This window comes from Rhodoferax sp. (assembly GCF_037143375.1).
Classification (GTDB): domain Bacteria; phylum Pseudomonadota; class Gammaproteobacteria; order Burkholderiales; family Burkholderiaceae_C; genus Rhodoferax.
The window spans coordinates 1-26584 of record NZ_JBAWYV010000040.1 but is presented as its reverse complement, the minus strand read 5'-3'; the positions used below and the strand labels follow the sequence as shown (position 1 = coordinate 26584).

At 48.9% G+C, this 26584-nt stretch carries 25 protein-coding genes and 1 tRNA gene; 17 read left to right on the top strand and 9 right to left on the bottom strand.

The genetic code is table 11. The features are described 5' to 3' along the window. Nucleotides 1–16: 16 nt before the first annotated feature. The 4 genes from WCG50_RS08480 to WCG50_RS08465 are packed head-to-tail and all read left to right on the top strand — an operon-like array spanning nt 17 to nt 4039. Nucleotides 17–619 carry a Maf family protein gene (locus tag WCG50_RS08480; RefSeq protein WP_336899159.1) on the top strand — a complete coding sequence of 201 codons (603 nt, stop codon included), beginning with the start codon at nt 17–19 and terminating at the stop codon, nt 617–619. 11 nt (nt 620–630) lie between these two features. Beyond that, complete coding sequence (rng, locus tag WCG50_RS08475; RefSeq protein WP_336899157.1) at nt 631–2106, top strand: ribonuclease G; 1476 nt, start codon at nt 631–633, stop codon at nt 2104–2106. A 20-nt stretch (nt 2107–2126) separates the two neighbouring features. Next, on the top strand, nt 2127–2876 hold the full coding sequence (locus tag WCG50_RS08470) for a polysaccharide deacetylase family protein (protein WP_336899156.1): 750 nt from the start codon (nt 2127–2129) through the stop codon (nt 2874–2876). Continuing rightward, a complete protein-coding gene (locus tag WCG50_RS08465; RefSeq protein WP_336899155.1) occupies nt 2873–4039 on the top strand; it encodes a glycosyltransferase family 4 protein in 1167 nt (388 codons plus the stop codon). The genes WCG50_RS08470 and WCG50_RS08465 overlap by 4 nt, the downstream gene beginning before the upstream one ends. Here the strand turns inward: WCG50_RS08465 and msbA are convergent. The 3 genes from msbA to WCG50_RS08450 all read right to left on the bottom strand — a co-directional run bounded on the left by msbA (nt 4015) and on the right by WCG50_RS08450 (nt 8239). After that, on the bottom strand, nt 4015–5823 hold the full coding sequence (gene msbA / locus WCG50_RS08460; protein ID WP_336899154.1) for a lipid A export permease/ATP-binding protein MsbA: 1809 nt from the start codon (nt 5821–5823) through the stop codon (nt 4015–4017). The two genes, WCG50_RS08465 and msbA, sit on opposite strands and share 25 nt — an antisense overlap. 75 nt (nt 5824–5898) lie before the next feature. Next, nucleotides 5899–7134: an O-antigen ligase family protein gene (locus WCG50_RS08455; RefSeq protein ID WP_336899153.1), complete on the bottom strand. Its 1236-nt coding sequence runs from the start codon at nt 7132–7134 to the stop codon at nt 5899–5901. Nucleotides 7135–7147: 13 nt separating this feature from the next. After that, nucleotides 7148–8239, bottom strand: a complete 1092-nt coding sequence (locus WCG50_RS08450) for a glycosyltransferase family 9 protein (protein ID WP_336899152.1) — start codon at nt 8237–8239, stop codon at nt 7148–7150. Nucleotides 8240–8427: 188 nt separating this feature from the next. Here WCG50_RS08450 and WCG50_RS08445 point away from each other — a divergent pair, with 188 nt between their 5' ends. The 6 genes from WCG50_RS08445 to WCG50_RS08420 all read left to right on the top strand — a co-directional run bounded on the left by WCG50_RS08445 (nt 8428) and on the right by WCG50_RS08420 (nt 12795). Further along, complete coding sequence (locus WCG50_RS08445) at nt 8428–9294, top strand: glycosyltransferase family 2 protein (RefSeq protein ID WP_336899151.1); 867 nt, start codon at nt 8428–8430, stop codon at nt 9292–9294. A 28-nt stretch (nt 9295–9322) separates the two neighbouring features. Continuing rightward, on the top strand, nt 9323–10561 hold the full coding sequence (gene tolB, locus WCG50_RS08440; RefSeq protein WP_336899158.1) for a Tol-Pal system beta propeller repeat protein TolB: 1239 nt from the start codon (nt 9323–9325) through the stop codon (nt 10559–10561). 17 nt (nt 10562–10578) lie between these two features. Further along, nucleotides 10579–11112, top strand: a complete 534-nt coding sequence (gene pal / locus WCG50_RS08435; RefSeq protein WP_336899150.1) for a peptidoglycan-associated lipoprotein Pal — start codon at nt 10579–10581, stop codon at nt 11110–11112. A 17-nt stretch (nt 11113–11129) separates the two neighbouring features. Further along, nucleotides 11130–11894, top strand: a complete 765-nt coding sequence (gene ybgF / locus WCG50_RS08430) for a tol-pal system protein YbgF (protein WP_336899149.1) — start codon at nt 11130–11132, stop codon at nt 11892–11894. Further along, on the top strand, nt 11894–12673 hold the full coding sequence (locus WCG50_RS08425; protein WP_336899148.1) for a tRNA threonylcarbamoyladenosine dehydratase: 780 nt from the start codon (nt 11894–11896) through the stop codon (nt 12671–12673). Before ybgF ends, WCG50_RS08425 begins: the two co-directional genes overlap by 1 nt. Nucleotides 12674–12719: 46 nt before the next feature. Continuing rightward, a tRNA-Lys gene (locus WCG50_RS08420) sits at nt 12720–12795 on the top strand. A gap of 87 nt (nt 12796–12882) precedes the next feature. On the opposite strand, the gene WCG50_RS08415 is transcribed toward WCG50_RS08420, so the two are convergent. The 4 genes from WCG50_RS08415 to WCG50_RS08400 form a co-directional block, all read right to left on the bottom strand. Continuing rightward, nucleotides 12883–13746 carry a TIGR00730 family Rossman fold protein gene (locus WCG50_RS08415; RefSeq protein ID WP_336899147.1) on the bottom strand — a complete coding sequence of 288 codons (864 nt, stop codon included), beginning with the start codon at nt 13744–13746 and terminating at the stop codon, nt 12883–12885. Between the two features lie 72 nt (nt 13747–13818). Further along, the gene (locus WCG50_RS08410) at nt 13819–14115 is read right to left on the bottom strand and encodes a YqjK family protein (RefSeq protein ID WP_336899146.1); all 297 of its coding nucleotides are present in this window, start codon (nt 14113–14115) and stop codon (nt 13819–13821) included. After that, nucleotides 14105–14503 (bottom strand): phage holin family protein, encoded by a 399-nt coding sequence (locus WCG50_RS08405; protein WP_336899145.1) that lies wholly within the window; start codon nt 14501–14503, stop codon nt 14105–14107. Before WCG50_RS08405 ends, WCG50_RS08410 begins: the two co-directional genes overlap by 11 nt. 13 nt (nt 14504–14516) lie before the next feature. Then, nucleotides 14517–14828, bottom strand: coding sequence for a DUF883 family protein (locus WCG50_RS08400; RefSeq protein WP_336899144.1), 312 nt, complete (start codon nt 14826–14828; stop codon nt 14517–14519). A gap of 217 nt (nt 14829–15045) precedes the next feature. Here WCG50_RS08400 and WCG50_RS08395 point away from each other — a divergent pair, with 217 nt between their 5' ends. The 4 genes from WCG50_RS08395 (at nt 15046) to WCG50_RS08380 (ending at nt 17103) form a co-directional block, all read left to right on the top strand. Next, on the top strand, nt 15046–15294 hold the full coding sequence (locus WCG50_RS08395; RefSeq protein ID WP_336899143.1) for a DUF3297 family protein: 249 nt from the start codon (nt 15046–15048) through the stop codon (nt 15292–15294). Nucleotides 15295–15304: 10 nt separating this feature from the next. Further along, nucleotides 15305–16096: an SDR family oxidoreductase gene (locus WCG50_RS08390; protein ID WP_336899142.1), complete on the top strand. Its 792-nt coding sequence runs from the start codon at nt 15305–15307 to the stop codon at nt 16094–16096. 13 nt (nt 16097–16109) lie between these two features. After that, nucleotides 16110–16562 carry a PaaI family thioesterase gene (locus tag WCG50_RS08385; protein WP_336899141.1) on the top strand — a complete coding sequence of 151 codons (453 nt, stop codon included), beginning with the start codon at nt 16110–16112 and terminating at the stop codon, nt 16560–16562. 85 nt (nt 16563–16647) lie between these two features. After that, nucleotides 16648–17103 carry a GNAT family N-acetyltransferase gene (locus tag WCG50_RS08380; RefSeq protein ID WP_336899140.1) on the top strand — a complete coding sequence of 152 codons (456 nt, stop codon included), beginning with the start codon at nt 16648–16650 and terminating at the stop codon, nt 17101–17103. Here WCG50_RS08380 and WCG50_RS08375 read toward each other — a convergent pair. Together WCG50_RS08375 and WCG50_RS08370 are read right to left on the bottom strand one after the other, a co-directional pair. Next, nucleotides 17076–19286, bottom strand: a complete 2211-nt coding sequence (locus tag WCG50_RS08375) for an EAL domain-containing protein (protein ID WP_336899139.1) — start codon at nt 19284–19286, stop codon at nt 17076–17078. The genes WCG50_RS08380 and WCG50_RS08375 overlap by 28 nt on opposite strands. Further along, complete coding sequence (locus tag WCG50_RS08370) at nt 19283–21433, bottom strand: HDOD domain-containing protein (protein WP_336899138.1); 2151 nt, start codon at nt 21431–21433, stop codon at nt 19283–19285. The genes WCG50_RS08375 and WCG50_RS08370 overlap by 4 nt, the downstream gene beginning before the upstream one ends. A gap of 440 nt (nt 21434–21873) precedes the next feature. Here WCG50_RS08370 and WCG50_RS08365 point away from each other — a divergent pair, with 440 nt between their 5' ends. The 3 genes from WCG50_RS08365 to fabG all read left to right on the top strand — a co-directional run bounded on the left by WCG50_RS08365 (nt 21874) and on the right by fabG (nt 26497). Continuing rightward, nucleotides 21874–24297 (top strand): Tex family protein, encoded by a 2424-nt coding sequence (locus WCG50_RS08365; RefSeq protein WP_336899137.1) that lies wholly within the window; start codon nt 21874–21876, stop codon nt 24295–24297. Between the two features lie 2 nt (nt 24298–24299). Beyond that, nucleotides 24300–25124, top strand: a complete 825-nt coding sequence (locus tag WCG50_RS08360) for an HDOD domain-containing protein (RefSeq protein WP_336899136.1) — start codon at nt 24300–24302, stop codon at nt 25122–25124. A 623-nt stretch (nt 25125–25747) separates the two neighbouring features. Continuing rightward, nucleotides 25748–26497: a 3-oxoacyl-ACP reductase FabG gene (gene fabG / locus WCG50_RS08355; RefSeq protein ID WP_336899135.1), complete on the top strand. Its 750-nt coding sequence runs from the start codon at nt 25748–25750 to the stop codon at nt 26495–26497. Nucleotides 26498–26584: the final 87 nt, after the last annotated feature.

Genomic DNA, 26584 nt, shown 5'->3' with positions numbered 1-26584 from the left:
AACCACCCGTATCACCGTGAATAAATTTATTTATCTGGCCTCGCAAAGTCCACGTAGACGTCAGTTGCTGGAGCAGTTGGGGGTGCGCCATGAGTTGCTGCTGCCCGATGCGCAGGAAGACGCTGAAGCGCTTGAAGTGGTGCTGCCCAACGAGGCGCCTGTTGCTTACGTCAAACGGGTCACCCAACTGAAACTGGATGCCTCGCTGTCCAGACTTGAACGAAGAGGGCTTGCGATGGCGCCTATCCTTTGCTCAGACACGACCGTTGCCTTGGGCGACACGATTTATGGCAAGCCCGCAGATGCCGCAGATGCCATCCGCATGTTGACTGAGCTTTCCGGTAAGACGCATCAAGTTTTTACCGGGGTGGCGATTGGTACATCGGATTTCCGTGTGCAAGCCCTGTGTGAATCGCAGGTTACTTTTGCAGCCCTGAGCCAAGATCAGATCAGAGACTACGTTTTGACTGACGAACCCATGGGCAAGGCCGGTGCTTATGCTGTGCAGGGCAGAGCAGCCGCCTATATTTCTCATATGAGCGGTTCTTACTCTGGCATCATGGGGCTGCCGATGTTTGAAACCGCTGTGTTGCTGAGATCCTTCGGTTTTACACTTTAATCTGGCCCATCATGCAAGACGACATACTGATCAATTGGTCTCCACAGGAAACCCGTGTTGCCATTGTTGAAAATGGTGTTTTGCAAGAGTTGCACGTTGAGCGCACGTTAGAGCGCGGACTTGTCGGTAATGTATATCTGGGCAAAGTTGCACGTGTGTTACCTGGTATGCAGTCGGCATTCATCGATATCGGGCTCGAACGAGCCGCCTTTCTGCACGTTGCAGATGTCTGGCAGCGCCAACCCGATGGTGAGCCACCCAGCATGGTGCGCAATACCCAGCCTCAAATCCCGATTGAAAAAAAGATTTTTGAAGGCCAGGCACTGATGGTGCAGGTCATCAAAGACCCCATTGGAACCAAAGGTGCGCGACTCTCTACGCAAATCAGCATTGCGGGGCGCTTGCTGGTTTTTTTGCCCCAGGATGACCATATCGGGGTATCGCAAAAAATCCCGCAAAGTCAGCGCGACGAATTACGTGCTCGTTTGCAGGTTCTGGCTGGCTCGCAGGGTGGCGGGTTTATTTTGCGAACCAATGGTGAGGACGCTTCTGATCAGGAGCTGTCAGATGACATTGGTTATTTGCGAAAGGCTTGGGCCCGAATCAAGGATGCATCGCTACGCTTGCCACCCTTGTCACTCTTGCACCAGGATCTGAACCTGTTGCAGCGTGTTTTGCGTGATTTGGTGGGTGAAAGCACTCAAACCATCAAAGTAGACTCGCTCGAGCAGTTTGAACTGCTTAAAACGTTTGGCCTTGAATTCATGCCAACCGCTTCCGCCAAATTGCAGCATTACAAAGGTGAGCGGCCCATTTTCGATTTGTATGCCATCGACGAGGAAATCGCCAAGGCACTGGGAAGGCGGGTTGACTTAAAGTCCGGCGGTTATCTGATCGTCGACCAAACTGAAGCCTTGACCACGGTGGATGTGAATACCGGTGGCTTTGTCGGTGCCCGTAACTTTGACGACACCATTTTCAAGACCAATCTGGAAGCCGCCCAAGCGATTGCGCGGCAATTGCGACTTCGAAATCTAGGCGGAATCATCATTGCCGACTTCATCGATATGGTGCGCGAAGACCACCGAGCCGCAGTTTTGGCAGAATTCAAGAAGCAGTTATCACGCGACCGCGTTAAAACGATGGCTGGCGGATTTTCTCAATTGGGACTGGTGGAAATGACGCGCAAGCGCACCCGCGAGTCGCTGGCGCATATGTTGTGCGAACCATGCCCAACGTGTGAAGGCAAAGGAATAGTCAAGACTGCACGCAGCGTGGCTTACGACATTTGCCGCGAAATATTGCGTGAAGCACGTCAATTCAACCCACGCGAGTTTCGCGTCATCGCTTCACCCAAAGTCATCGAGTTGTTTCTGGATGAGGAAAGTCAGCATCTGGCAGGCTTGAGTGAATTTATTGGGAAGCCAGTGTCGTTGCAAAGTGAAGCTGCCATGGGGCAGGAGCAGTACGATATTGTGTTGCTTTAATTTGCATAAAGTTAGTCGTTATGAGTAGCCTTGAGACTCTTAATTTGTCTCCCATTCCCATTTTGACGTATCACCAGATTGAGGCGGCACCAGCCAAAGGCGCTCCGTTTCGCAGTCTGTATGTTGCACCTCGTGCCTTTGCACGCCAGATGGCATTTTTGAAGTTGTTGGGTTACAAGGGTTTGTCGATGTCGGCATTAATGCCGTACTTGCTGGGCGAGAAGGTCGGGCGGGTGGTCGGAATTACGTTTGACGATGGTTATCTAAATAATTTGACTAATGCCATGCCTGTATTACAAAAGTACGGGTATTCATCAACTTGTTACGCTGTGAGTCAACAACTTGGCAAGACCAATGTTTGGGACATTGAAGCAGGTATTGCTCAAACGCCGCTTATGAATGCGGTGCAACTACGGCAATGGATGGCCGGGGGGCAAGAAGTTGGAGCCCACACCCGTCACCATGTACGGCTTACCGAAGCAGATAAATCAAGTAGCAGTGATGAAATTTCTCTTTGTAAGTCAGAACTTGAAGCCATCACGAATTCACCCGTTAATCATTTTTGTTACCCCTATGGCGACTACGTTTCAGATCATGTCGCGATGGTTCGCGCGGCAGGTTTTCAGTCTGCAACCACGACCCAGCGCGGTCGCTGTCAAGCGGGCGCAGACATGATGGAACTGTACCGTGTGCCGGTCGTTCGTAGTACCAGTTTGCCTTTGCTTTGGCTTAAGGTTGCTACACACTACGAAGATCGGCGTTACACATGAGCGTTGAAAAAACTGAAATAAGACGACTTCGTATTGCTGTTCTCAACAGGGTTTTTTCACCCACTGGCGGCGGGGCAGAGCGTTACTCCATAGCCTTGGTTGAAGAGTTGGCGAGTCGCCACGAAATCCATGTGTTTGCCCAGCAAATCAACCATCAATGGTCGGGCGTGACTTATCACACAGTATCAGCGCCTTTGCTCAAGCCGCGCTGGATTAACCAACTCTGGTACGCCACTGCCACTTGGTGGGCAACTCGCCGGGGCTTTGATATTGTCCATTCGCATGAGAACACGTGGCATGGGCAAGTTCAAACGGTGCACGTGTTACCAGTTAAATACAATCTTTTTCACGGGCGAACAGGTATTAAACGCCTATTGCGGTCGATTAAGGTTTTGACGAGTCTGCGATTACTTGTTTATTTGTTGTTTGAACGTGCCCGCTTATCAGGTACCGCTAGAAATCACTGCGTTGTAGTGACGTCTGTCAGCTTACTTCAAATTATTAAATCAACTTATCCGAAAATTTCGCCAACACTCAAAGTCATTACACCTGGTGTCCATTCGTTTCAAGCGACGGGCGCAGAGCAAAAAAAAGCTGCACGTACCTCCTTGGGCTTGCCAAATGCAGGATCATGTATTTTATTTGTAGGCCACGACTACCGCAAAAAAGGATTGGACGTTCTTATCAAATCACTGAGTGAACTAGCAGCGGATACATTTTTAGCCGTAGTGGGTAATCCTGCTCAGATTCCCATGTTTCGTGACTTGGCCAGCAAGGCCGGACTCGGTTCACGTATTTTCTTTTTAGGTGCACTGACAGATGTCTCAGTCGCTTATGAAGCCGCCGATGTGCTTGCGCATCCGACTTTAGAAGATACATTTGCCATGGTGGTGTTGGAGGCTATGGCACATGGCTTGCCCGTTGTCGTGAGTGACGAGCAGCACTGTGGAATCTCGGCGCTTCTGACGGACGGTGTAAATGCCCTGCTTCTCAACGATCCCAAAGATACTAAAAAACTCTCAACGGCTTTGAAGCAGGTTCTTCAAGATGATTTATTTCGTGAGAGGCTAAGTAAAGCCGCTGTTGATTTTTCACGCTTGTACCAATGGCCCGAAATAGCTCGCCAGCAAGAAGAAATTTATTTGTCTTTGTCTAACCCTTGAGATTGCTTCACACCAAGTTCGTCGTGTAATCCGAGTGCATAAAGTCTGGCGTAATGCCCACTGGATTGAATCAACTGGCTGTGGGTTCCTATTTCTACAATTCTCCCCGCGTCCATGACGACGATTCGATTGGCATGGTGTACGGTAGAAAGTCGGTGAGCCACAACAATCGAAGTACGTTGCGCCATTAATTTTTGCAACGCATCTTGTACTGCACGTTCTGATTCTGTGTCGAGTGCAGACGTGGCTTCATCAAGAATAAGGATAGGGGCATTTTTGTAAAGTGCCCTTGCGATAGCGAGTCGTTGACGTTGACCACCCGACAGTTGCATGGCATTGTGCCCAGTCACAGTGTCAATGCCAAGCGGAAGATCTGTTGCAAACTTTTCTAAATTTGCAGCCCGCAAGCATTCCAAAACACGTGTTCTGTCTATTTCTTTACCGAGGGCGACATTTGCAGCCAATGTGTCATTGATCATCACAAAGTGCTGGCTGACCACCGCAAATTGATCCCGTAGGGATTCAAGCTGCCAGTCCCGAAGTTCATGTCCATCAAGTTCAATTCGCCCAGAAGTAGGTTCAATAAATCTGGGTAGCAGATTTGTAAGCGTTGTCTTGCCGGAACCCGATGCGCCCACCAGGGCAATGATTTCCCCGGGGCTAATTGTTAAATTAAATCTGTCTACTGCAGGCATACCTTCTTCGGTGTAGTTAACGGTGGTGTCAATAAAAGCAATACTGCCGATAGCCCGTTTTTTAATAAAATTTCCACCTGCTTCATCCGGCATATTTTCAATTAAATCGAGCCCTTTTTCTATTGCTGCCAATCCGCGTGTCATGGGGCTGGCTATTTCAGAGAGATGTTTGATGGGTGCTACCAGCATAAGCATGGCCGTGACGAAGGATACAAAGCTACCCACTGAGGTGCCGGTCGCTGTACTTTGAAAAAGCGCTACCGATATGACTGTCGACAATGCGATTGCTGCCAGCATTTGTGTGATCGGGGTCATCGCTGAAGAGGCTGTAATCGACTTCATGGATAACCTTCGAAGTGACTGACTAAGTTGGCTAAAACGTGTTGCCTGTGCTGATTGAGCTGCATGCAGGCGGACATCGCGGTGAGCCAAAACGTTTTCTTCAACAACGTAAGCCAACTCATCCGTTGCTGATTGATTTTCCTTGGCCAATCGATATAAACGACGTGACAAAACTCGCATGACCAGCGCTACCGCAGGAAACAGGCAAGCCACTATCAAAGTGAGTTTCCAGTTGAGGTACAACAAATATCCAACGAGAGCTAACAATGTCAGACTGTCTCGGGCTAATGTCATCAACGAACTGATCAGCAATTGGGCGCCATTTTGTACCTCATAGACCACCGTGTTGGTTAATGAACTGGAGGTTTGGTGCGCGAAAAGTGTCAAACGTGCCGAGAGTATTTTGTCGAACAAAGCTTGGCGTAATTTAACCAATCCTTGATTCATCACATGTGCGGAAGCCCATTGCGCAATAAAGCCTGACAAGCCACGGACACCAAATAGCAGGAGTAATGACGCTGGGATTAGCCACAAGTTGATCTCACCTTTTTGGAATCCTGAGTCAAGCAGTGGTTTTAGTAATCCAGGAATCAGTGGCTCTGTTGCTGATGTGACAGTTGTGGCGGTTGCGATAATCGCTACTCCGCTTTTTGAGTCTTTAAAGTAAGGCCAAATACGGGTAAGTCTGGAGAGAAATTTGTTATTTTCTAGCCGTTTATTAGTATTTTTAGAGTTTTCAATTGGCATTTTATTTATATATAAGTTTAATTATTTAATATAAATATTATTTATTTGTTATGAAATTTAAGTGTGTGTTATTTGTTAATTTAGCATTCGCGTGTCGGCTGTATTTTTAATAATTAATAAGCTGCCAATTATTGCCATAAAGTATTCTCCCATTCCAACGCCAAAGAACGGACAGTTCATTAAACCCATGAAAGCAGCGATAATAATCGTACTGATCAGCGCACGTGAGGCCATCTCTGACAGGTTCAATGCATCTTTATAGAGTGCTATAAAGATGCTGATAAACAACGCTAATCCAATCGCGCCAGCTTCAACCAACCATAATAAATACTGCTGGTGGGGGTTGGAAGGTGGGTCATTTTGGAGTCCTCCTAAACGTAAGTAGTTCGTTTTCCAACTGCCTACACCATGGCCAATTATTGGTTTCTCTATGACAGCGATAATAGAGCGATGCCAGTAATCAAGGCGCTGACCTTGGGACGTATCAAAGTTGCCGTTTTGATAAAGGGCCACGTCTCTTTTTATTTCCATCATCTTTGACTGAAATCGTGGTGATAACGCCAGTAAAGTTGCACCTAGTAAAAAAGGCAAGGCTACAACACCCCAGCGGTAGCGCTTTGGAAGTTCCCAGAAAGCAGCTGTTGCAATAAGCAAAAGGATTACTAAAAATCCAGTTCTTCCAGTCATGATAAAAAGCACGTTTAGTAATGTAAGCGACATGGCGGCCCATAACCAAACGCGGTGCCAGGTAACTGGCCATTGATCACGGAAAAACCAGAGAAGAAGTAGCATCAATGAACTCATTACAGGTTGCTCAAGTGTGCTCGTGAATAAGATACCCATTTCAGGGGGGAAATCTTTTTTCGCCCAAGGTATGTAAACACCTAACCACATAAGCCAAGAACAGATGACAACAAAAAACTGGCCAACAACAACGAACTTAAGTACCGCCAGTCCTTGCTTACTGGTCTGAAGTAAATAGAAAACAGCAATTAACCACATTAAGCGTGAATGCCGGAGCATTGCTGTTACTGCTTCCCCTGATGGTGCCTCTGTCCAAGCGAACGAGATAAACATCCAAGTCAATGAAAGGAAAACAGCCAAAATTGTCCAAGTGGACTGTGGTTGCCGCTTAAAGCTGGCACAGCGAACTTCAAAAATTAGTCGCCAGATAACCGCGATCAATATAAAAATCTTAGATAAAGAAACCATCGCGGCACCTAAACTGACGCATGTGGCAAATACACAAGAAGCAAATACGGAAAACTTGTCTAAAGCTTCAGGTGCTGTGGTTCGAGTTGCGAGAGACATATTATATTTATATTTATTTATATAAATCTAGATTTAATAACTCATTAAACTTTAAATTAAATTGATCAGGGCTTGGATTGATTAAACGGCTGCACCAAGGATTTGCATGGAACGACGTAACTTCTGCGTAAGTAAATAAAACAAGCGTAGGTTTTTTTATTGCTACGGCAATGTGGTATGGTCCAGAATCTGTAGATATAAAAATGTCACATGTATCAATTAAACCAGCAAGCGAGCATAAATTCGTTTCTCCTGCAAGGTTATATATGTGGCTTATATTACCCCATCGATTTGAATATGCAGCCATGAACTCTTTGTTCACGTCATCTTCAAATTTTGCACCAGACAATAAAAGACAATGTGGACGTTTTTGTAGTGCCGTTCCAATGCACTCAACTAGGTCAATCATATTTGGTCTTTTACTCAGTGCATCAGGCGTTCCGCATCCGATGTTAAGCCCTACTATTGGCACCCCTGATGCCAAGCGAAGCCTCAATTGATCAGCATAATTTTTCGCTACATCTGTTAATTCAAGCTCGATGGGTCTACCTTCTCGTTCTATCCCCAAGGCTGCGAGTGCAACAAAATCGCGGTTTGTGTAGTCCATGGGCAGAGTTAAACCTCTGCGCTGTGCATATCCTGAAGTTTTATCCGCTGCCAAGTCGTATAAAAGGCCGCGGCCAGGAAATTGAGAAATTCCAACGGTTATACCTGCGCAAGCAGCTTTAGCTGAGCGGGTTAGCAGGGTCGAGCGTAGGCCAGAGGATTCGAAATCGATAATCAAATCAGGTTGAAGGCGTTTACTTATATTCTGGATCTGATCGCTTAGAACACGATGTGGAACTCTCCTTGCCTTGGCCGTGTGCGGGCTATCTTCACGAACAGTCAAAAATGTTGCGCTACTTAGAAGGTGGTGGGTTTTAATTAACTCTTCGGCCGCATAGCCTGGGTGTCGACTGAGAAAAAGTAGATGCAACTCTGCATTAGGAAAATGATCTTTTAGCGCCCTCCAAGCTGCAGAACTCCTTAGAAGATCACCAATTCCCATGCTGTGAGATTTGAGCATGAGAATTTTTTTTACAGCAGGTTGAAATATGAGGGACATTATTTTTATTTCGCATTCACTTTTCTATATTTTTCATCGGAAATCCTTCTGGATTTGCTAATGTATAAAATATATTACAGACTATCAGAAAAATTATTTACTTTTGACTTAGGACGTCTACCCTGCAATTTTTCCGGGCACTGTTCAATTTGCTTGGTAGGTGTTGCAATTTTTTATCGCCAATTAAATTGCCTTCAAGCGCTTATAAAATAAACCGTCAATCCGACGTCTCTCTGCCTGAGCTTCCACATCTCCAACCAACTTTAAATTTTACTTTGACTAAGCTAAGCGTCATCATCATCACCTTCAATGAGGCAGGCAACATTGAAGCCTGCCTGAAGTCTGTGTCATTTGCCAACGAGATCATTGTGGTCGACTCAGGCAGTACCGATGGAACGCAAGACCTTGCCCGTAGTTTAGGTGCAGTGGTCCATGTCACATCAGACTGGCCAGGTTTCGGACCGCAAAAAAACAGATCGCTTGAACTTGCTCAGCATTCATGGGTGTTGTCGCTTGATGCCGATGAAAGGGTTTCTGCGGATCTGGCTAAACAAATTATTCGTGCTGTCGCAGTTGACGGTGACGCAGCTTACGAAATTCCCCGTCTAACTCAATTTTGTGGTCATTGGATAAATCATTGTGGGTGGACTCCTGACTATGTGTTGAGATTATTCAAGAGAGGAACTGCTCATTTTAGCGATGACTTAGTTCATGAACGAGTTGTCCTTACAAGTGGCGTGATACATCGGCTCACCAGTCCACTGCTGCATTACAGCTACCCAACACCAACTCATTACTGGCGAAAATTGGAGCAGTACAGTCAAGCTTGGGCCCAGCAGCGTTTTAAAAACGGTCAAACAACCTCCATGTTGCGTGCTGGTTTGGCTGGGGTGGTAGCATTCTTGAGAAGCTACATTTTTCGTTTTGGTTTTCTGGACGGAGCAATGGGTTTCGCAGTGTGTACCATGCAGGCACAAGCCGCGTTTGGAAAATATTTCGCTTTGTATTGTTTGAATCAGAAAAATGACACTACGTCCACACCTCGCACTTTCTGAATTTTTTATTGGTCTAGTATCTTTTTTGATGCTTGTTTTTGCCTCGTCAGCTCAAGCCCAATTCCGCGTAGAAGTCTCCGGCGTGGGTTTAACCCAGTTGCCTATCGCAGTGTCAACTTTTCGTGGCAATGATGCTTCCCCACAAAAGTTGGCTGCAATCGTTCTTGCTGACCTTGAGCGAAGTGGTCAGTTTCGAGGAATAGATTCTGGTGGTGCTGCGCTTGATGAGGTTGCACGGCCCGACATGGCTGTTTGGCGCCAAAAAGGCGCTGACTCTCTTGCATCAGGGAGTGTTACTCGATTAGCTGATGGTCGGTACGACGTTCGTTTCAGGGTTTGGGACGTCGTAAAAGGTCAAGATCTGGGCGGGCAAAGTTATGCGGTAACCCAAGCAGACCTGCGAATGGCGGCTCATCGAATTGCAGATTTTATTTATGAAAAATTGACGGGTGACAAGGGTGCATTTTCTACGCGCATTGCTTACATCACCAAGGCTTCCCAGCGATACCAGTTGTGGGTTGCTGATGCAGATGGTGAAAATGCCCAGTCTGCCCTGGCGAGTTCTGAGCCCATCATTTCGCCAGCATGGTCGCCTAATGGCAGTCAACTGGCTTACGTTTCCTTTGAGTCACGTAAACCTGTGGTTTATACCCATGACATTTCCAGCGGCAAGCGTCGCTTAATCGCAAATTTCAAGGGTTCAAACAGCGCACCCGCCTGGTCGCCCGATGGTCGGACCATGGCTGTGACGCTGAGTCGTGATGGGGGTTCGCAGTTGTATGCCATCGATGCAAACGGTGGGGAGCCTCGCAGGCTTGCACAGTCCAGCAGTATTGATACCGAGCCTGCTTACTCCCCGGATGGTAAGAGTATTTATTTTGTCAGTGACCGGGGTGGTGCGCCTCAAATTTACAAAATGCCGGCCTCGGGTGGCAATGCAGAGCGGGTAACTTTTTCAGGTAGTTACAACATATCACCCGCGATCAGTCCAGATGGTCGATTGCTCGCCTATATTTCAAGGGTTAGCGGTGCTTTCAAGCTCCATGTCATGGAGTTGGCGGGTGGTGCTGTAACTGCAATTACAGACACATCGGCAGACGAAAGCCCTAGTTTTTCTCCGAACGGCCGGTTGATCGTTTACGCTACCCAACAGCAAGGCCGGGAAGCGCTTATGACCACAACTTTGGATGGAAAAATAAAAGCAAGGTTGGTTGGTCAAAATGGAAATATTCGTGAGCCTGATTGGGGCCCATTTCAAAAGCAATAATTTTTTGGAGTAACTTGATGAAGACCTTTTTTTTGGTTCTGTTGGCTATGTCTTTGCTGGCTGGATGCGGATCAACCGTAAAACTTGATAACGTTCCTGTGGAGGATAAAGCTGGGACATCTATTTTTCAAATAGCGCCTGAGGGTGCTGGAAGTATGGTCAATAAAGGTGGCGTTGCCTCTGTAGAGTTGGATAAATCATCGAACCTTGCGGCTATTCCAACAGGGCCCAAAGTCATTTATTTTGACTACGATAGTTTCACGATCAAGCCTGAGTTTCAGTCCGTTATTGAAAAGCACGCTCGTTATATCAAAATGGATAAGGTCCGCAAAGTTGCCATTGAGGGGCATACAGATGAGCGCGGTGGCCGCGAATACAACTTGGCACTAGGGCAAAAAAGAGCAGAATCAGTTCGTACCGCTTTAGGTCTTCTGGGTGTGGCTGATAGTCAATTAGAGGCCGTCAGCTTTGGCAAGGAAAAACCCGCTGATCAGGGTACTGACGAGAATGCCATGGCTAAAAATCGTCGGGCTGAAATTAGTTATCGTTAAATTGCGGGACCAAATTTGTGTTAATTTCTCAACGAATTGGTGCTGTACTTTTATTTAGTCTTTGCACTGCAACAGCTCATGCAGGACTGTTTGAAGATGATGAAGCGCGAAAGGCGATTCTTGATCTCAGGCAAAGTGTTGACGCAGTTCGACAAGAGTCAACCCTTATTTCAAATCGCAGTAATGACGACAGCGCATCGCTGCGTAGAAGCTTGCTTGAATTACAAAATCAGATTGAAGCACTGCGTTCAGATTTGGCAAAAGTACGTGGCTTAAATGAGCAATTAACACGAGACGTAGCTGATTTGCAGCGGCGACAAAAAGATATTATTCAAGGTGTTGACGATAGGATTCGCCTTTTTGAACCCGTAAAAGTAACCGTAGACGGTAGCGAATTTTTGGTGGAGCCCGCTGAAAAACGTGATTTTGAAGCGGCACTTGCTGTGTTCCGTAAAGGTGATTTTTCTTCTGCGCAAACTCTTTTCCTGGATTTTTTAAAGCGATTTCCCAACACAGGCTACTGGAATTCCTCATTATTTTGGTTAGGAAATGCGCAGTACGCTACGCGGGACTACAAAGAAGCAATCATTAATTTCAGTGCTTTGGTTTCCAAGGCGCCTTTGCATTCTCGATCCCCTGAGGCACTGCTTTCAATCAGTAATTGTCAAATAGAAGTTAAAGATCTACGCGCTGCCAAGAAAACACTGGATGATTTAATTAAAACTTATCCTCAAAGCGAGGCGGCCGTTGCAGCTAAAGAGCGATTGGTTCGGCTCAAATAATGTCGGAAAATAGTCCGCTTGCTGATCGCCGCTTCAGCGGATTGACGCGTCTTTACGGCGTGTTGGGTGCTCAGAGAATCAGAGCTGCCCATGTTGTCGTCGTAGGAATTGGTGGAGTTGGTTCCTGGTCGGCTGAAGCCTTGGCCCGGAGCGGAGTAGGGCACTTGACGCTGATTGATCTGGACCACGTTTCTGAGTCCAACATTAACCGCCAAATTCATGCTGTTGATTCAACTGTTGGACAGGCTAAAGTTTTCGCAATGAGCGAGCGGATCCGTTCATTTAATCCAAGTTGTATAGTGACTTGTATTGAAGAATTTGTCGACGCCTCAAACTGGATAACTTTGCTGCCTGAGGGCGTTTCAGCAGTTATCGATGCAACTGACCAGGTCCATGCAAAAACGGCTATGGCTGCTTGGTCGCTTCAATCTAAGACTTTCTTCATTTCGGTGGGTGCTGCAGGAGGCAAGCGCCAAGCACATCTTGTGGACATAAGTGATGTTGCCTCCGTAACTCATGATCCTTTACTGTCTCAATTGCGCTATCGATTGCGAAAAGAGCATAAAGCACCACGTGAAGGAAAAAAAATCGGGGTCAGTTGTGTTTTTAGTCGCGAGTCAGTGAGTCCACCCGATGCGTCTTGCGCAATTGAAGGTGATGGAACCCTGAATTGTCACGGCTATGGTTCCGTTGTAGCGGTAACAGCCACCTTTGGCCAATGTGCTGCGGGTTGGGTTCTTGATCAACTTGCGATGCAAGCTCAGAAAATTAAGTTATAATTTAAGGCTGATATAAACGTAGTTAAATATGTTTAGATAAGACAATGGGATGTTAGCTCAGTTGGTAGAGCAGCGGACTTTTAATCCGTTTGTCGTGGGTTCGACCCCCGCACATCCCACCAATAAAGCCTTACGGGGCATAGAAAGCCTGCTTCTGAAAAGATAGCAGGCTTTTTTATTGGGACACTTGCAAGTATCCCAATGCGCTTTCACAAACCATAAAATTCGCGAATCACCTCCCATGCAGCCTGGGGTTCGTCGACATAGGTAAAAAGATCCAGATCTTCCTTGGAAATAACACCTTCTTCAAGCAAGACTTCCATATTGATGAGCCGCTTCCAATAATCAGTTCCAAATAAAACGATAGGTACCGGTTTTGCTTTGTGTGTTTGCACCAGCGTAATAACTTCAAACAGCTCGTCTAGTGTGCCAAACCCACCAGGAAATGCGACCAGTGCTTTCGCACGCATCATGAAGTGCATCTTGCGAAGCGCAAAGTAATGAAACTTGAAGCTTAAAGTTGGAGTTACATAAGGGTTGGCATTTTGCTCATGAGGCAGGGCAATGTTCAGGCCAACACTAGGAGCACCCATTTCGTGCGCGCCACGGTTAGCTGCTTCCATGATGCCAGGGCCACCACCTGTGGCAATAAACAATCGTTCTTCGAGACGGCGGTGTGCGCTGTAACTTGCGACAAGTCGGGCAAATAATCTGGCTTGATCGTAAAAGTAGGCGTTTCTAACTTGTCTTTGTGCTGTGACTAGCTCAGTTGGTTTTCCGCTCAGTTGCGCAAGTTTTAAAGAGGTTTGCGCTTCATCTGGTGATGGAAAACGGGCACTTCCAAAAACAACGATGGTGTTTTCAATGCCTTGCTCAGTCTGATCCAGATCAGGCTTGAGCATTTCCAACTGAAATCGGATGCCACGCGTTTCACGGCGTAGCAAGAACTCGGGGTCGGCAAATGCCAAACGATACGCATCTGCCTCCAAAGGGTGCCCTTGGTCGGAGTGATTTTGTAGTTCTGCCCATGCATCGGCTAGGCGGCGTTCGGTAAGGTGTTCTGTTTTATCCATGATGTTTATTGTGAGCGAAAAAAGAGGGAATTCGCAGGACCTTAAACATTTTGGGTCGCCGAAATGAGAGCACTAATTAGATGCCAAGCGTTTTTCTAGCTGTGATTTAAGTCTTTTGTATGTCTTCCAGGCGCCCCACAAACGGCTACCCCAAAGAATGGATTTACGAGGTCGAAGAACGACCAAGACAACGACTGCACCTAATGGCCATTTAGGATGCTGTTTAAGCCAATTAACTGAGGCGAGAACTATGTCGATAATCGCCAAGGGTCTTTTGAAAACTTGAGTTTGATCCGAGATTGTGTTTCGCAATCTTTCGCTACGAACCAGCAATTGCTGCTGTTGTAAAAAAATATCTTTATTGTTCATGCGGTTTCTGTGGAACCAATCCGTCATGATCTCTTTGAAGCTCGGATAAGTTCACATTAAACATCCCACCAGGCGTGTGCAGTCGTCTTTTTGATTCTCTTAAAAGCATGACCCCTGCTGCAAGAAAAACGAATGTAATGACACCCAGCGCAGCCAGTCGATACCCGTCCCAAAAAAGCAAAACTATAAAACCACACAAGGCAACAAGCCCTACTCCAATAGCGAGTAATGCAAGTGCCCCCCACAGTAGTCCTTCAAACAGACGTTGTTTTTCAAGCTCAACTTCTGTGCCTAAGAGTGCCAACCTGACCTGAGCAATTTCAAGCGCGGTGGCCAGTAAACGGCGCAACGAGGCAAAGAGTCCGCGCTCGTTGCTTGTTTCATTCATAGGCAACGCGGGCTTAGCGTCTGCCAATCAGCAACCCAACAACAAGACCAACGCCAGCAGCAATGCCGATTGATTTCCATGGGTTCTCGTGAACAAATTCATCAGTAGCGTGACCTGCTGCTTTAGCTTTGGCAACTGCTGCTTCCTGCAAGTTGAATAAATCTGCTTTGGCCTGGTTCATTTTTTCTTGAACTCGACTTCGAATATCAGCAGCACTTTCGCCGGCTTGATCAGCCGTCATTCGAAGCAATTCCTCAGCATCTGCAATCACGACCCGTAAGTCACCCATTAATTTGTCTTTTTGCACCGAAGTTATGTCATTCATAAAATTCCTTTAAAAAGTAAAAAATTCTTATTAAATAGTAGTTGTCATCTTGCTCGTATACCTGATAAAAATCAAATTCCAGCTTTTATGAATGTGTTTTTAGCTGCCAAACACTAGAAACTTTGCAAACTGTACATCAGGAACCACTCTGCAATCAATGATCTGTAAATCATGGAAAATTGAGCACTATCCACATTTTTGAAAAAAGAAGAAACCCATGAACGAAGCCGCTCAATTGCCTCCTTTGCCTGATCATCTGTCGAGTGATGCACGCAGCCCACATCACGTGGCTGCCGTGTTCGAACACGACATTGGTATCCGGTTCAACGACAAGGAGCAGTTCAATGTCGAGGAGTACTGCATCAGCGAAGGGTGGATCAAGGTTCCCGCTGGCAAAGCGCTGGATCGCAAAGGTCACCCCCTGCTGATCAAACTAAAAGGCAAAGTCGAAGCGTTTTACAGGTAAGTGGCTTAGCATGACCCGTACTGTTCAGCAACTTTTTGACCTCACTGGCAAGACTGCGCTGGTCACCGGCGGCTCGCGTGGTTTGGGCCTGCAAATGGCGCATGCCTTGGGCGAGGCTGGGGCCCGCATCATGCTGTGTGCGCGCAAAGCCGACGAACTCGAAGCCGCAGTTGCTGAATTACAGACTGCTGGCATTGACGCCCGCTGGATCTCCGCTGATTGCGCCCAAGAAGCTGACCTGAAGCGCCTGGTCTCTGAAACGCAACAGCGCATGGGCGAGATTGATATTTTGCTGAACAATGCGGGTGCAGCCTGGGGTGCCCCGGCCGAAGACCATCCCCTGGAGGCGTGGGATAAGGTGATGAACCTCAATGTGCGGGGTTATTTCATTCTGAGCCAGCTTGTGGCAAAGCAGAGCATGATTGCACGGCGCTCGGGTCGCATCATCAACATGTCGTCCATTGCCGGCCTGAACGGCAACCCGGCTGGCATGAACACCATCGCCTACAACACAGCCAAGGGTGCCGTCATTAATTTCACGCGGGCGCTAGCCGCTGAATGGGGTCAGTACAACATCACCGTTAATGCCATTTGCCCCGGTGTTTTTCCAAGCAGGATGACGCGGGGCACGTTGGCTGCGTTGGGTGCCGATAAAGTGGCTGCGCAAGCGCCTCTGAACCGTTTAGGGGACCATGAAGACCTCAAGGGTTTGTGCGTTTTATTTGCTTCAGACGCTGGCAAACACATTACCGGGCAATGGCTGGCGGTGGATGGCGGCGTGAGCGTGGTATCCGGTTCTTGAACCAAATATTGACATGACAAATACAACTGATACGAGCTTGGGTTTTGGCGTTGAAATTCCGTTTGTGACCCATTTGGGGTTTGCACTGACCTTATTTGAGGGCGGTGCATCGGAGCTGGTTTTTGAGCCTCAGCCTGAACATCTCAACTCCTTCGGTGTCACCCATGGCGGGGCGCTGATGACGTTGTTGGATGTGACGATGGCGGTGGCTGCCCGCAGCGTGCAAAAAGACATGGGCGCCGTCACCATCGAAATGAAGACCAGCTTCATGCAACCCGCGCGTGGCAAGCTCACCGGCAAAGGTCGCTTGATGCACCGTACCGCGACCATGGCTTTTACGGAAGGAACGATTTTTGATGCATTGGGTCGTGCTTGCGCTCATGCCACCGGCACATTCAAGTACGCCAAGCGTCTGCCAACCGGACCCAAAAGCTCGAACCCTTTGAACGTAATTTCAACCGATTGACTTTGTACTTGAAACTTCGGATAAATTTGGCCTCTAGCCCTCGATTAATAAGCACTTGTAGCTATATATTTGTGAGCATTTGAATATGCCAAAAAGCCTTGAATGGACGTGGGTTTGTTTCGCTGACTTATCTATTGCCGATTTGTATGACTTGCTGCAACTTCGCAGTGAAGTGTTTGTTGTGGAGCAAAACTGTGTCTTTCTGGACATCGATGGTGTTGACTCTGCTGCCATGCACTTGCTTGGCCATCAAAGCGGACAACTGGTAGCGTATGCACGCTGCTTTCCTGCCGGTGTCAAATTTTCTGAGGCCAGCATTGGCAGGGTGGTCACCCGTCGCACTGCCAGAGGTGCTGGCGTGGGTCACGCGCTGGTCAAAAATGCGATCGATTCAGTGTGCAAGCAGTGGGGCGTACAAGCCATTCGTATCGGCGCACAGGCCCAGTTGACCCGGTTTTACCAAGCCCTCGGGTTCGTGGGACTGGGCCGGGCATATATTGAAGACGGCATTGATCATATTGAAATGCTTTGGACGCCTTGATGTTGACGCACGCTGAGTTGGTTTTGTATCAAGTCGATGAATTTACTTTGTTGCATGGGCTTATGATAAAAATAGCCTTGCATGATCTTGCATCCTGAATTTTTCAGGTAGTTCTCTTGGGCTGTCGTTTCAACCCCTTCGGCGACCAAATTCAGTCCGAGGCCTTTGGCGATGGAGATGATGGCCATGACCACCGGAAACTGTGAGTTAGCATCTTGAATCTCCATGACAAACGAGCGATCGATCTTGATCGTGTGGATCGGAAACCGGTGCAGGTAGGATAATGAGGAATAGCCTGTTCCGAAGTCGTCAATAGCCACACTCACGCCGAGTTGGCAGAGCTTTTCGAGTTGTGAAATCGCTGTTTCAGGGTTGTGAATACAAATATTCTCGGTTACCTCTACTTCAATTTGAGACGGAGAAATGCGGTGCCGGATCAGGGCACTCTCAAGCTTGTCATAAAAATCTCCGCGATCCAGATATTGTGGAGACAGGTTCAGAGACAGGCGAATCGGCTCGTTGCTAACGGAATTCCACTCCAGCAGGTCGAGGCAGATCGCATCCAGCATCCAGTCGCTGATAGGAATGATCAAGCCGTTTTCTTCGGCAAATGGCAAGAACTCACCAGCCCCAAGGAATCCTCTTTCAGGATGGTTCCAGCGCATCAATGCCTCGGCACCTACTATATTTTTTGTAACCACATCTACCTGCGGCTGGTAATACATTTCCAGTTCGCCTTTCGCAAGAGCCAGGTGCAGACTGTGCTCTAGTTCTATCTTTTGAAAGGAGGCGTCAAGCATAGAGCGGTCGAAGAACGAATGCCCGTTCTTACCCTCAGCCTTGGTGTGGTACATGGCAATATCTGAATTGCGGATCAAGTCATCAATGCTCTCACCATCATCCGGATAAATAGCGATGCCAATACTGGCAGAGATGTGCACCGACTGGCCCGCCAACTCAAAGGGCAAGCGCAGGCTGGTCAGAAATTTTTCGGCGATCAGGGCTGCATCCTGTCGGTCACTCATTTCGGGCAAGACGATTGTGAATTCATCGCCGCCCAATCGCGCCAGAGTGTCGCCACGGCGAAGACAGGCTTTGAGCCGAGTGGCTGTTTGCTGCAGTAACTCGTCTCCCATGCCGTGACCGAGGGTGTCATTGACCAGTTTGAAGCGGTCCAGGTCGACAAACATCAGTGCCAGTCCGGTGGCATTCCTTTTCGCTTGTAGCACCGCAAGTCCCAATCGGTCCTTGAATAAAATTCGATTGGGCAGATCAGTCAGTATGTCGTGGTAGGCCTGATAGGCAATCAGCTCATCCGCTTTTTTGCGGTCAGTAATATCTCTGGCAACGCCATAAATACCAAACAGTGCTGGTACTTTGATTTCCTGTGTCTGCGACTTGGGAGCATCCAGGGCAATCATGACCAGTTCGTTGTTGAAGGTGCGTGATTCGCCAAATACCAGTTTTGACTTGAGACGCAGTTCAACATTGCGCGATGTTCGACTGTCGGTTCGACCTTCATTAAAAACATAGTTGGCCCGCTTTACATCTTCTTCATGGATCAGTACCGAATAGTGCTTGCCTATAAGTTCATGGCGGCTGTAACCGAGCAGTTGTTGCGCACGATCATTGATGAAGGTAAACAGGCCTTCATTGTCCAGCGTGTAAATGATGTCGGGGGAACTGTCGACCAAGCTACGGTACTTACGCTCCGAACTTTCAAGTAGCCTGACAATGCGCTGGTTTTCAGCTTGAAGACGACGATGTTGCAAGGCGTTGTCTACGGTTTTGATGAGCTCTTCAGGCGCATAAGGTTTGCGTAAATAATCGTATGCGCCGCGTTTGAGGGCGCCAATGGCGGCCTCAATTTCACGGTCTCCACTTGTCACAATCACATTTGCACCCGATGACTGGGTGTTCATGAAGTCCATGATGTCGTGGCCGCTGATGTCTGGCAGGCGCAAGTCCAAAATGACCAGGTCGAATGGACCTTGACTCAAATGCTGGATGGCTTCGCTGCCGCTCGCTGCAGTGCTCAGGTCAAAATCACGATACTTGAGAAGTTCTATCAGACTGCTGAGCAATCTGGGTTCGTCGTCCACCAGCAATACTTTGGCACGGGCTAACGTCGAAAAATTGCCCCGTGAAGGACTTTCAAGGGTCACAAATACGTCCTGCTTCATGCCAAATCCCGTAGCAAGTTGGCCGTGCTTGTTGGGTTGACTGACGCCCGGGCTGGTAGGCGTATTTCAAATTCGGTGCCGGCCTTGGCGCTTTTGCAGTTGATCTGGCCTTTGATGCCATTGACCAGTTTGTGCACGATGCTCAATCCCAAGCCTCGATTTTCTCCGGACTTGGTGCTTTGAACAGGTGAATACAGCTTTGCCATCACTTCAGGCGAAATACCTGGCCCGGTATCCCTGACGCTCAATTCAATAAAGGTACGCCCTTCGTGCTGAACCTGGCCGTTGTTTGTAATGACAATGAGTCCGCCCTTAGGCAAAGCTTCCACCGCATTCTTGATCAGGTTCACCAGAATCTGTTTTAGTGTGTTAACAGAGGCGTCGATCTCGCTGGCGTGCTCGGTCATCCTCGTCATGATCTGCACCGAAGGGGGCAAGAATTTACTCTCACGAAATAATCGGACCAGATCATTGATGACTTGGTTTATGTTGGTTTGTCCTATCTGTGGCTTGGGTGCGATGCCTGCGTATTCGCTGATGATGTGGCCGACCCGGTCAATTTCGTCGTTGAGGATTGACAACTCTGCAGTGACAGGTTCTTGACGGCTCAATTTGCCGTCCAGAACACCGAGGTAGTTCTTGATAATGGCCAGCGGGTTATTGACTTCATGAACGACACGACGGGAGCTTTCGCGGAAATCTTCTTGCACTTTCGCGATGCGTCGATCTATTTCACCGCGCTCCTGGGTGGATGTTTCGAGTGCAGCTGCGGTTTGAGCCCCAAAAGATTGGAGAAATTTTTCGTTGTATTTCAGTTCCGCTACTCGCCAGGCGGGCACGCCACTGACCAGGACACCCAAGCAACGTGTGCCGCTGGCAATTGGGATACAGACCAAGGCTTCAGCGCCAAAAACACGCAGTAATTGCTCTTCTGTGAGACTGAGCAAACCTTGGTCACGGCTCAAAAATGCCACTCGTTTTTGCAAAGCTGATTCTGCAATGCCTCCGCCACCAGAAAGCGGAATGGAGAGTTCAGCCAGGCGTTGCCGTTGGTCGCTCATCGAGACACCCAGCAGCGCGTTGCCACTCCCATTTAACAATAGGATGATGCTGTCTTCCAGGTTGAACAAGATGAGCGCATTTTGACGCGCCACATCGAGCAATTGTGTATCGCTCTTTTGGCGGGAAAATGACTGGGCCAGTTCTGACGACAGCGCCATGTTGCGAACTTCTGATGTCAGTCGTTCCTGGGCTGCGTCTCGAACGGGTGTCGGCGTGGCGATGGCTGCTGGGGGCGCGACATCATCAGCCCCGGCTAAATTTATCCCGAGGTATTCAGCGGCTTTTTTGACTTGCACCGCAGCACCCTGATGGATTATCAGCAGTTCTTCTTCGGTGACTTGACAAAGAGCGCCGCATTCGGCTTCCAGTGGCAGCATTTGGGGCTGCATGCTAAGCCAGTTGGCCAAGTGCACGATGCGAACTAGCGGATGCGCCGACATCAGGCGCACGGCGGCTTCATGGTGGTAAAGAATGCTGTCCGCCATGAACGAATCCAGGTTCCAGCGCTCAACCAGCCAGGCACCTGCCTCGGCATGCGAAATCTGCAAGGTGCGCAACTCAATCGCGCACAGGTTTTCGTTGTCAATCGCTAAAAAATGAAGTCCATATTCATGGGGCGCGGCTGCCAGCAACGCCAACCGACCCACGTCATGCAGCAAGCCGGCCAGGTAAGCCTCTTCGGACAAGGGGTAATCCATTTTTTTGGCGATTTCACGCGCCATGACTGCGGTGGTTAACGAGTGTTTCCAGAAACCGCGCAAATCAGTGCTGCCGGAGTGTGGAAAAGCGTTGAAGGTCTGAAACACCGACTCGCTGATAACGAGGGTCTTGATCATGTCTGCGCCCAGCACGCTCAGAGCCTGAACGAGGCTGACTTTGCGCTCATTGCGGTGATAAGCGGCGCTGTTGGCCACACGCATGATCTTGGCGGTCATGCCCGCATCGTTGGCAATCAGTTTGGCAAGCTCTGCCATGCCGGCTTCATCTGCTTGGCACAGTTCAATCAGTTTGAGAAGAATCTGCGGCATTGCTGGAAGCCGTGCTACCAGTAATCGATTGCGGATATCAAGTTCAGTTTGAAGCATTTTTACGGATGCGAGTGCCAATAAATTGTCAGACAGGAAATACGTAAGGGGGAACCAATAAATGAAAAATTCAGTGTTTTCTTCAAGACTGAATTCAAAAATTTTCTAGTTTAAAGTTTTCGGATGCAAGTGAAAACTAATCGAGAAAATTAAATATAACACCAAGTAACAAGTTGTAGTGCGGTTCGGAAAAATTGCCTTCGAAAAGCTGTATTTTTTTGGTCACATCATCTATGACGCACATAGAATGGGCGCTAAGAGCTATCAAATTCGAAGCTGTCAGGGTATCTCATCATTGCTTAACCGGTCTATCTGACCACAGCTTTGTGACAGTCAACATTTCTTCTTGTTGGGTCAGCAATACGAGATACGACAGCTGTGGCAAACTCGCTTTTCTTTTAAGTTAATCTGCCAACGCGACGTTGGCGACCCCATTATTCATGCAGAAAATCATCGCGCAAATTGCGCAAGAAATCCGGGTTCAATTCAAACAAGTGCAAGCTGCGGTTGACCTGCTTGACGGTGGAGCTACCGTGCCCTTCATCGCCCGTTACCGCAAAGAAGTGACTGACGGTTTGGATGATATCCAGTTACGTGAACTGGAAGCTCGCTTGAGTTATCTGCGCGAATTGCGCGACCGCTTGCAAACGGTTATCAAGAATATTGAAGAGCAGGGAAAGATGACGCCCGCACTACTGGCCGCACTGGTATCTGCTGCCACCAAACAAGAGCTGGAAGACTTGTATTTGCCGTTCAAACTCAAGCGCCGTACCAAGGGCCAGTTAGCCCGTGAGGCCGGGCTGGAACCGCTGGCCGACGCACTGTTCGCAAATCCCGATCTGGTACCCGCCGACGAGGCCGTGGCCTACGTTATTCCGATGCGCCCTGTGGTGGAGGGCGAAGACAAACAGCCTGATTTCTCTACCATCCAAGCCGTGCTGGATGGTGTGCGCGACTTGCTGAGTGAGCGTTGGGCCGAAACCCCTGCACTGGTGCAAGACCTGCGCGAGTGGCTCTGGACCGAAGGCCTCTTCCAGTCCAAGCTGATGGACGGTAAGGACGAGAACCACGCCGATATCGCCAAGTTCCGGGATTATTTTGATTACGATGAGCCGATTGGTCGGGTGCCATCGCACCGGGCTTTGGCTGTGTTTCGCGGTCGTGGCTTGGAGATACTGGATGCCAAATTGGTGCTTCCTGAGCCAAATACGCCTCTAGCCCCCGTATTATCTGCGCAAGCAGCTATCAAAACAAGAGCAACACCGGTTGTGTCGCTGGCCGAAGGGCGTATAGCGTTGCGGCTGGGTTGGAGTCATAAAAGTCGCGCCGCCGATGATTTGATTCGCAAATGCGTGGCCTGGACCTGGCGCGTCAAACTGAGTCTCTCTACCGAACGCGATCTGTTTACCCGTCTGCGTGAAGAGGCTGAAAAAGTCGCCATCAAGGTGTTTGCCGACAACCTGCGCGATTTGCTGTTGGCGGCGCCTGCCGGACCGCGCGTGGTGTTGGGACTAGACCCCGGCATTCGCACGGGTGTCAAAGTGGCGGTGGTCGATACCACTGGCAAACTGGTCGAAACGTCCACCGTCTTTCCGCACGAGCCACGCAAGGACTGGGAAGGCTCGCTGCACATCTTGGGCAAGCTGTGCGAAAAGCACGGCGTGAACCTGATTGCCATCGGCAACGGCACTGCCAGCCGCGAGACCGACAAATTGGCCGCCGATCTCATCAAACTATTGGCCAAAGTGTCAGACCGACTCATTGAAAAAGTGGTGGTGAGCGAGGCGGGCGCTTCTGTTTACTCCGCCAGCGAGTTCGCCTCGCAGGAAATGCCCGATGTGGACGTGAGCCTGCGCGGTGCTGCCAGCATTGCACGCCGTCTGCAAGATCCCTTGGCCGAATTGGTCAAGATCGACCCCAAATCGATTGGAGTAGGTCAGTATCAGCACGATGTGAATCAGAGTGAGTTGGCCAAAACGCTCGAAGCTGTGGTCGAAGACTGCGTGAACTCGGTCGGGGTTGACTTAAATACTGCCAGCGTGCCTCTTTTGTCGCGTGTGTCAGGTCTGTCCGCCAGTGTGGCCAAGGCAGTGGTTCGTTGGCGCGAAGCCAATGGTGCCTTCAATAACCGTCAACAACTGATGCAAGTCACTGGTTTGGGTGCGAAAACCTTCGAACAAAGCGCTGGATTTTTGCGTATTCGTGGCGGCGACAACCCGCTCGATATGACCGGCGTTCACCCTGAAACCTACCCTGTGGTCGAGAAAATCATGGCGCACATCGCCAAACCGGTGACCGAGCTGATGGGTCGGGCTGACATGCTCAAGGTCCTGAAGCCGGAACTGTTTGCCAATGAAAAATTTGGCGTCATCACCGTCAAAGATATTTTGGGTGAACTGGAAAAACCTGGTCGTGATCCGCGCCCGGACTTCAAGGTGGCTCGTTTTAACGATGGCGTGGAAGACATCAAAGACCTGGTCGAAGGCATGATTCTGGAAGGTACCGTGAGCAATGTTGCCGCATTTGGCGCGTTTGTTGATTTGGGGGTGCACCAGGACGGTTTGGTTCACGTTAGCCAGTTGGCTCACAAGTTTGTTTCAGATGCCCGCGAGATTGTTAAAACAGGTGACATTGTCAAGGTGCAGGTGGTTGAAGTCGATGTCGCCCGCAAGCGCATTGCGCTGACGATGAAACTTGGCGCAGCGCCCGCCCGCAGAGAAAGTGCAGGAGATAATCGATTTCAGGGAGCCAACAATAACCAGCGTGGCAAGTTTGGTGGGCAGGGCGCAGGGCAGTCATCCGGTGCACCACAATCCAATGCCATGTCTTCTGCATTTGCGAAGCTCAAAGGTTTAGGCCACTGACCATGAAACTCAAAGACCTGTTGGCCTCTCAATTTGTTTTGCCCAGCATCCCCAAGGTGGTGGCGCTTTTGCTAAGCGAACTTGACCGGGATGAGCCAGACCTGAAAAAAGTCTCTCAGTTGGTGAGCACTGACCCGGCCTTGACTACTCGACTACTGCAGATGTCCAACTCTGGGTTTTTCAAGTTGTCTGGCCAAATCAACAGCGTCTCTGAATCGTTGGCCATTTTGGGTCTGAGCCATGTGCGCGCCATGGCGGCAGCCGCTGCTTCCAGTGCGTCATTCAGGTCAGTGCCCGGTATCAACCTGCAGCAGTTTTGGACCTACAGCCTGAATGTCGCCAAACTGTCCCGCTCTTTGGCGGGTGTGGTGCGGCAAAACCAACAGGCAGCTTTTACGTGTGGCCTGATTCACGCTATTGGCGAGTTGGCCATGCACCTGGGTATGCCAGAGGAGGTATTAGCCTTGGATCATGAAGTTCCGCCGTTGGATCTGAAACGTGCCAAGGCTGAGCATCGCTCATTTGGATTTTGCTATGCCCAGGTGGGTTCCGGATTTGCACGTCAGTGGCAATTTCCTCAGCCCATCGTCGATGCACTCGAACACCAATACGCTCCATTTGAAAACGATGTCTATGAACCCCTGGCGGGGGTGATTCACCTGGCAACCTGGAGAGCACGTGCCAAAGAGGCCTGTCTGTCTGACAAGGCACTGGCGGTGACGTTTCCAGGGTCAGTCGGCGAGGTGCTGGGGTTGGATATCGACATGGTGTTGCAGCAAGACCCCATCGACTGGTCAGCCCAGTCTCCAGGGCGCCCCCTGATTTAAGCTTGAGTCGCAAGGAATTCGAACTATTGGAACTTCCAGGACTTTTTCTCAGGGCAATTAAGACACTGCTTGCGAGTTGGCGCCACTATCGCACATGAATCAAACCCGAAACATCGGAAAAAAATGTTTGAAATTCACCAAAAAATTTTGATATAAATCAAAAATTTTATGACTTTGGTTCGAAACTCTAAATCGGTTTTAGAGTCATTAGGGTTTTCCCTGATAATAGTAGGGTTACTAACAGTATCAATACGAACACCGTCAAGCAATGACGCACTGGAGTCGGCAAACTTACTGTTCTAACTTCTTTAGTTTGTAAACAAGCAAAAGGTCAAGTTTAAGTTCAGTAACCGCTTTACTGTGCCATTGACACGTGGTTAGTGGTTCCAACACTGAATGCAACGCATCATTTTTACGGTTCTTCCCATTTTTAATGGGGTCAAGCCCTTTTCATTGATGCGGTTCGCAAGCTACGTTGGAAAAGTATTGTTGTTCCATGCTTGTAAATTGAAGTGCTTGAATTGCGTCAAAAAATTTGTTTCGGTGAGACCTGGTTTCATCGTGATGACTTTTGAGAACTTTAAGCTGACTAAGTTTTTTATTAACCTCACTAGAAATAGACCATGACTACTCCTCGCTTGCTCAATAAAATTTGCATCATTACCGGTTCTGCTCAAGGTATTGGCTTGGCCACAGCCCTTAAATTTGCCGCCGAAGGCGCCACCGTTATCGTTTGTGACGTCAAGCAAGCGGGTGTGGACGAAGCTGTGGCCCAGTGCCAGGCTTTGGGCGCTACCGCCGAAGGTTTTGTGATGGACGTGACCCAGCGCCCTGTGGTGGATGCCGTGGTCGCCAGTGTTAAAGCCAAATATGGCCGCATTGACGTGTTGGTGAACAACGCCGGTATCACCCAGGATTCGAGTTTGAAAAAAATGACGATCGAACAGTTTGACCGCGTGATCGACGTCAACCTGCGTGGTGTGTTTCATTGCTCACAAGCAATTGCTGACATCATGGTCGCTCAAGGCAGTGGCGTGATTCTGAATGCCAGTTCCATCGTCGGCCTCTACGGTAACTTCGGTCAGACCAACTACGCGGCCACCAAGTTCGGCGTGATCGGTTTCACCAAGACCTGGAGCCGTGAACTCGGTCCTAAAGGCGTGCGCGTCAATGCTGTCGCTCCTGGTTTCATCACCACCCCGATGGTGGCTGCCATGCCTGAGAAAGTGCTGGCCGATTTGAGCGCCAAAGTGCACATGCGCCGTCTGGGCAAGCCAGAAGAAATCGCCAATTTGTATGCTTTCCTCGCCAGCGACGAAGCCAGCTACATCAATGGCGAAGTGATTGAAGTTTCGGGCGGCATTTCGCTCTGATCACTTCTCAGTAATTTTTTTAAAAAAGGTTCAAGGTCAAAGCCATGAAAAAAACGACATCCCCCGCCCAGCCCTCAGAGCAGCAAC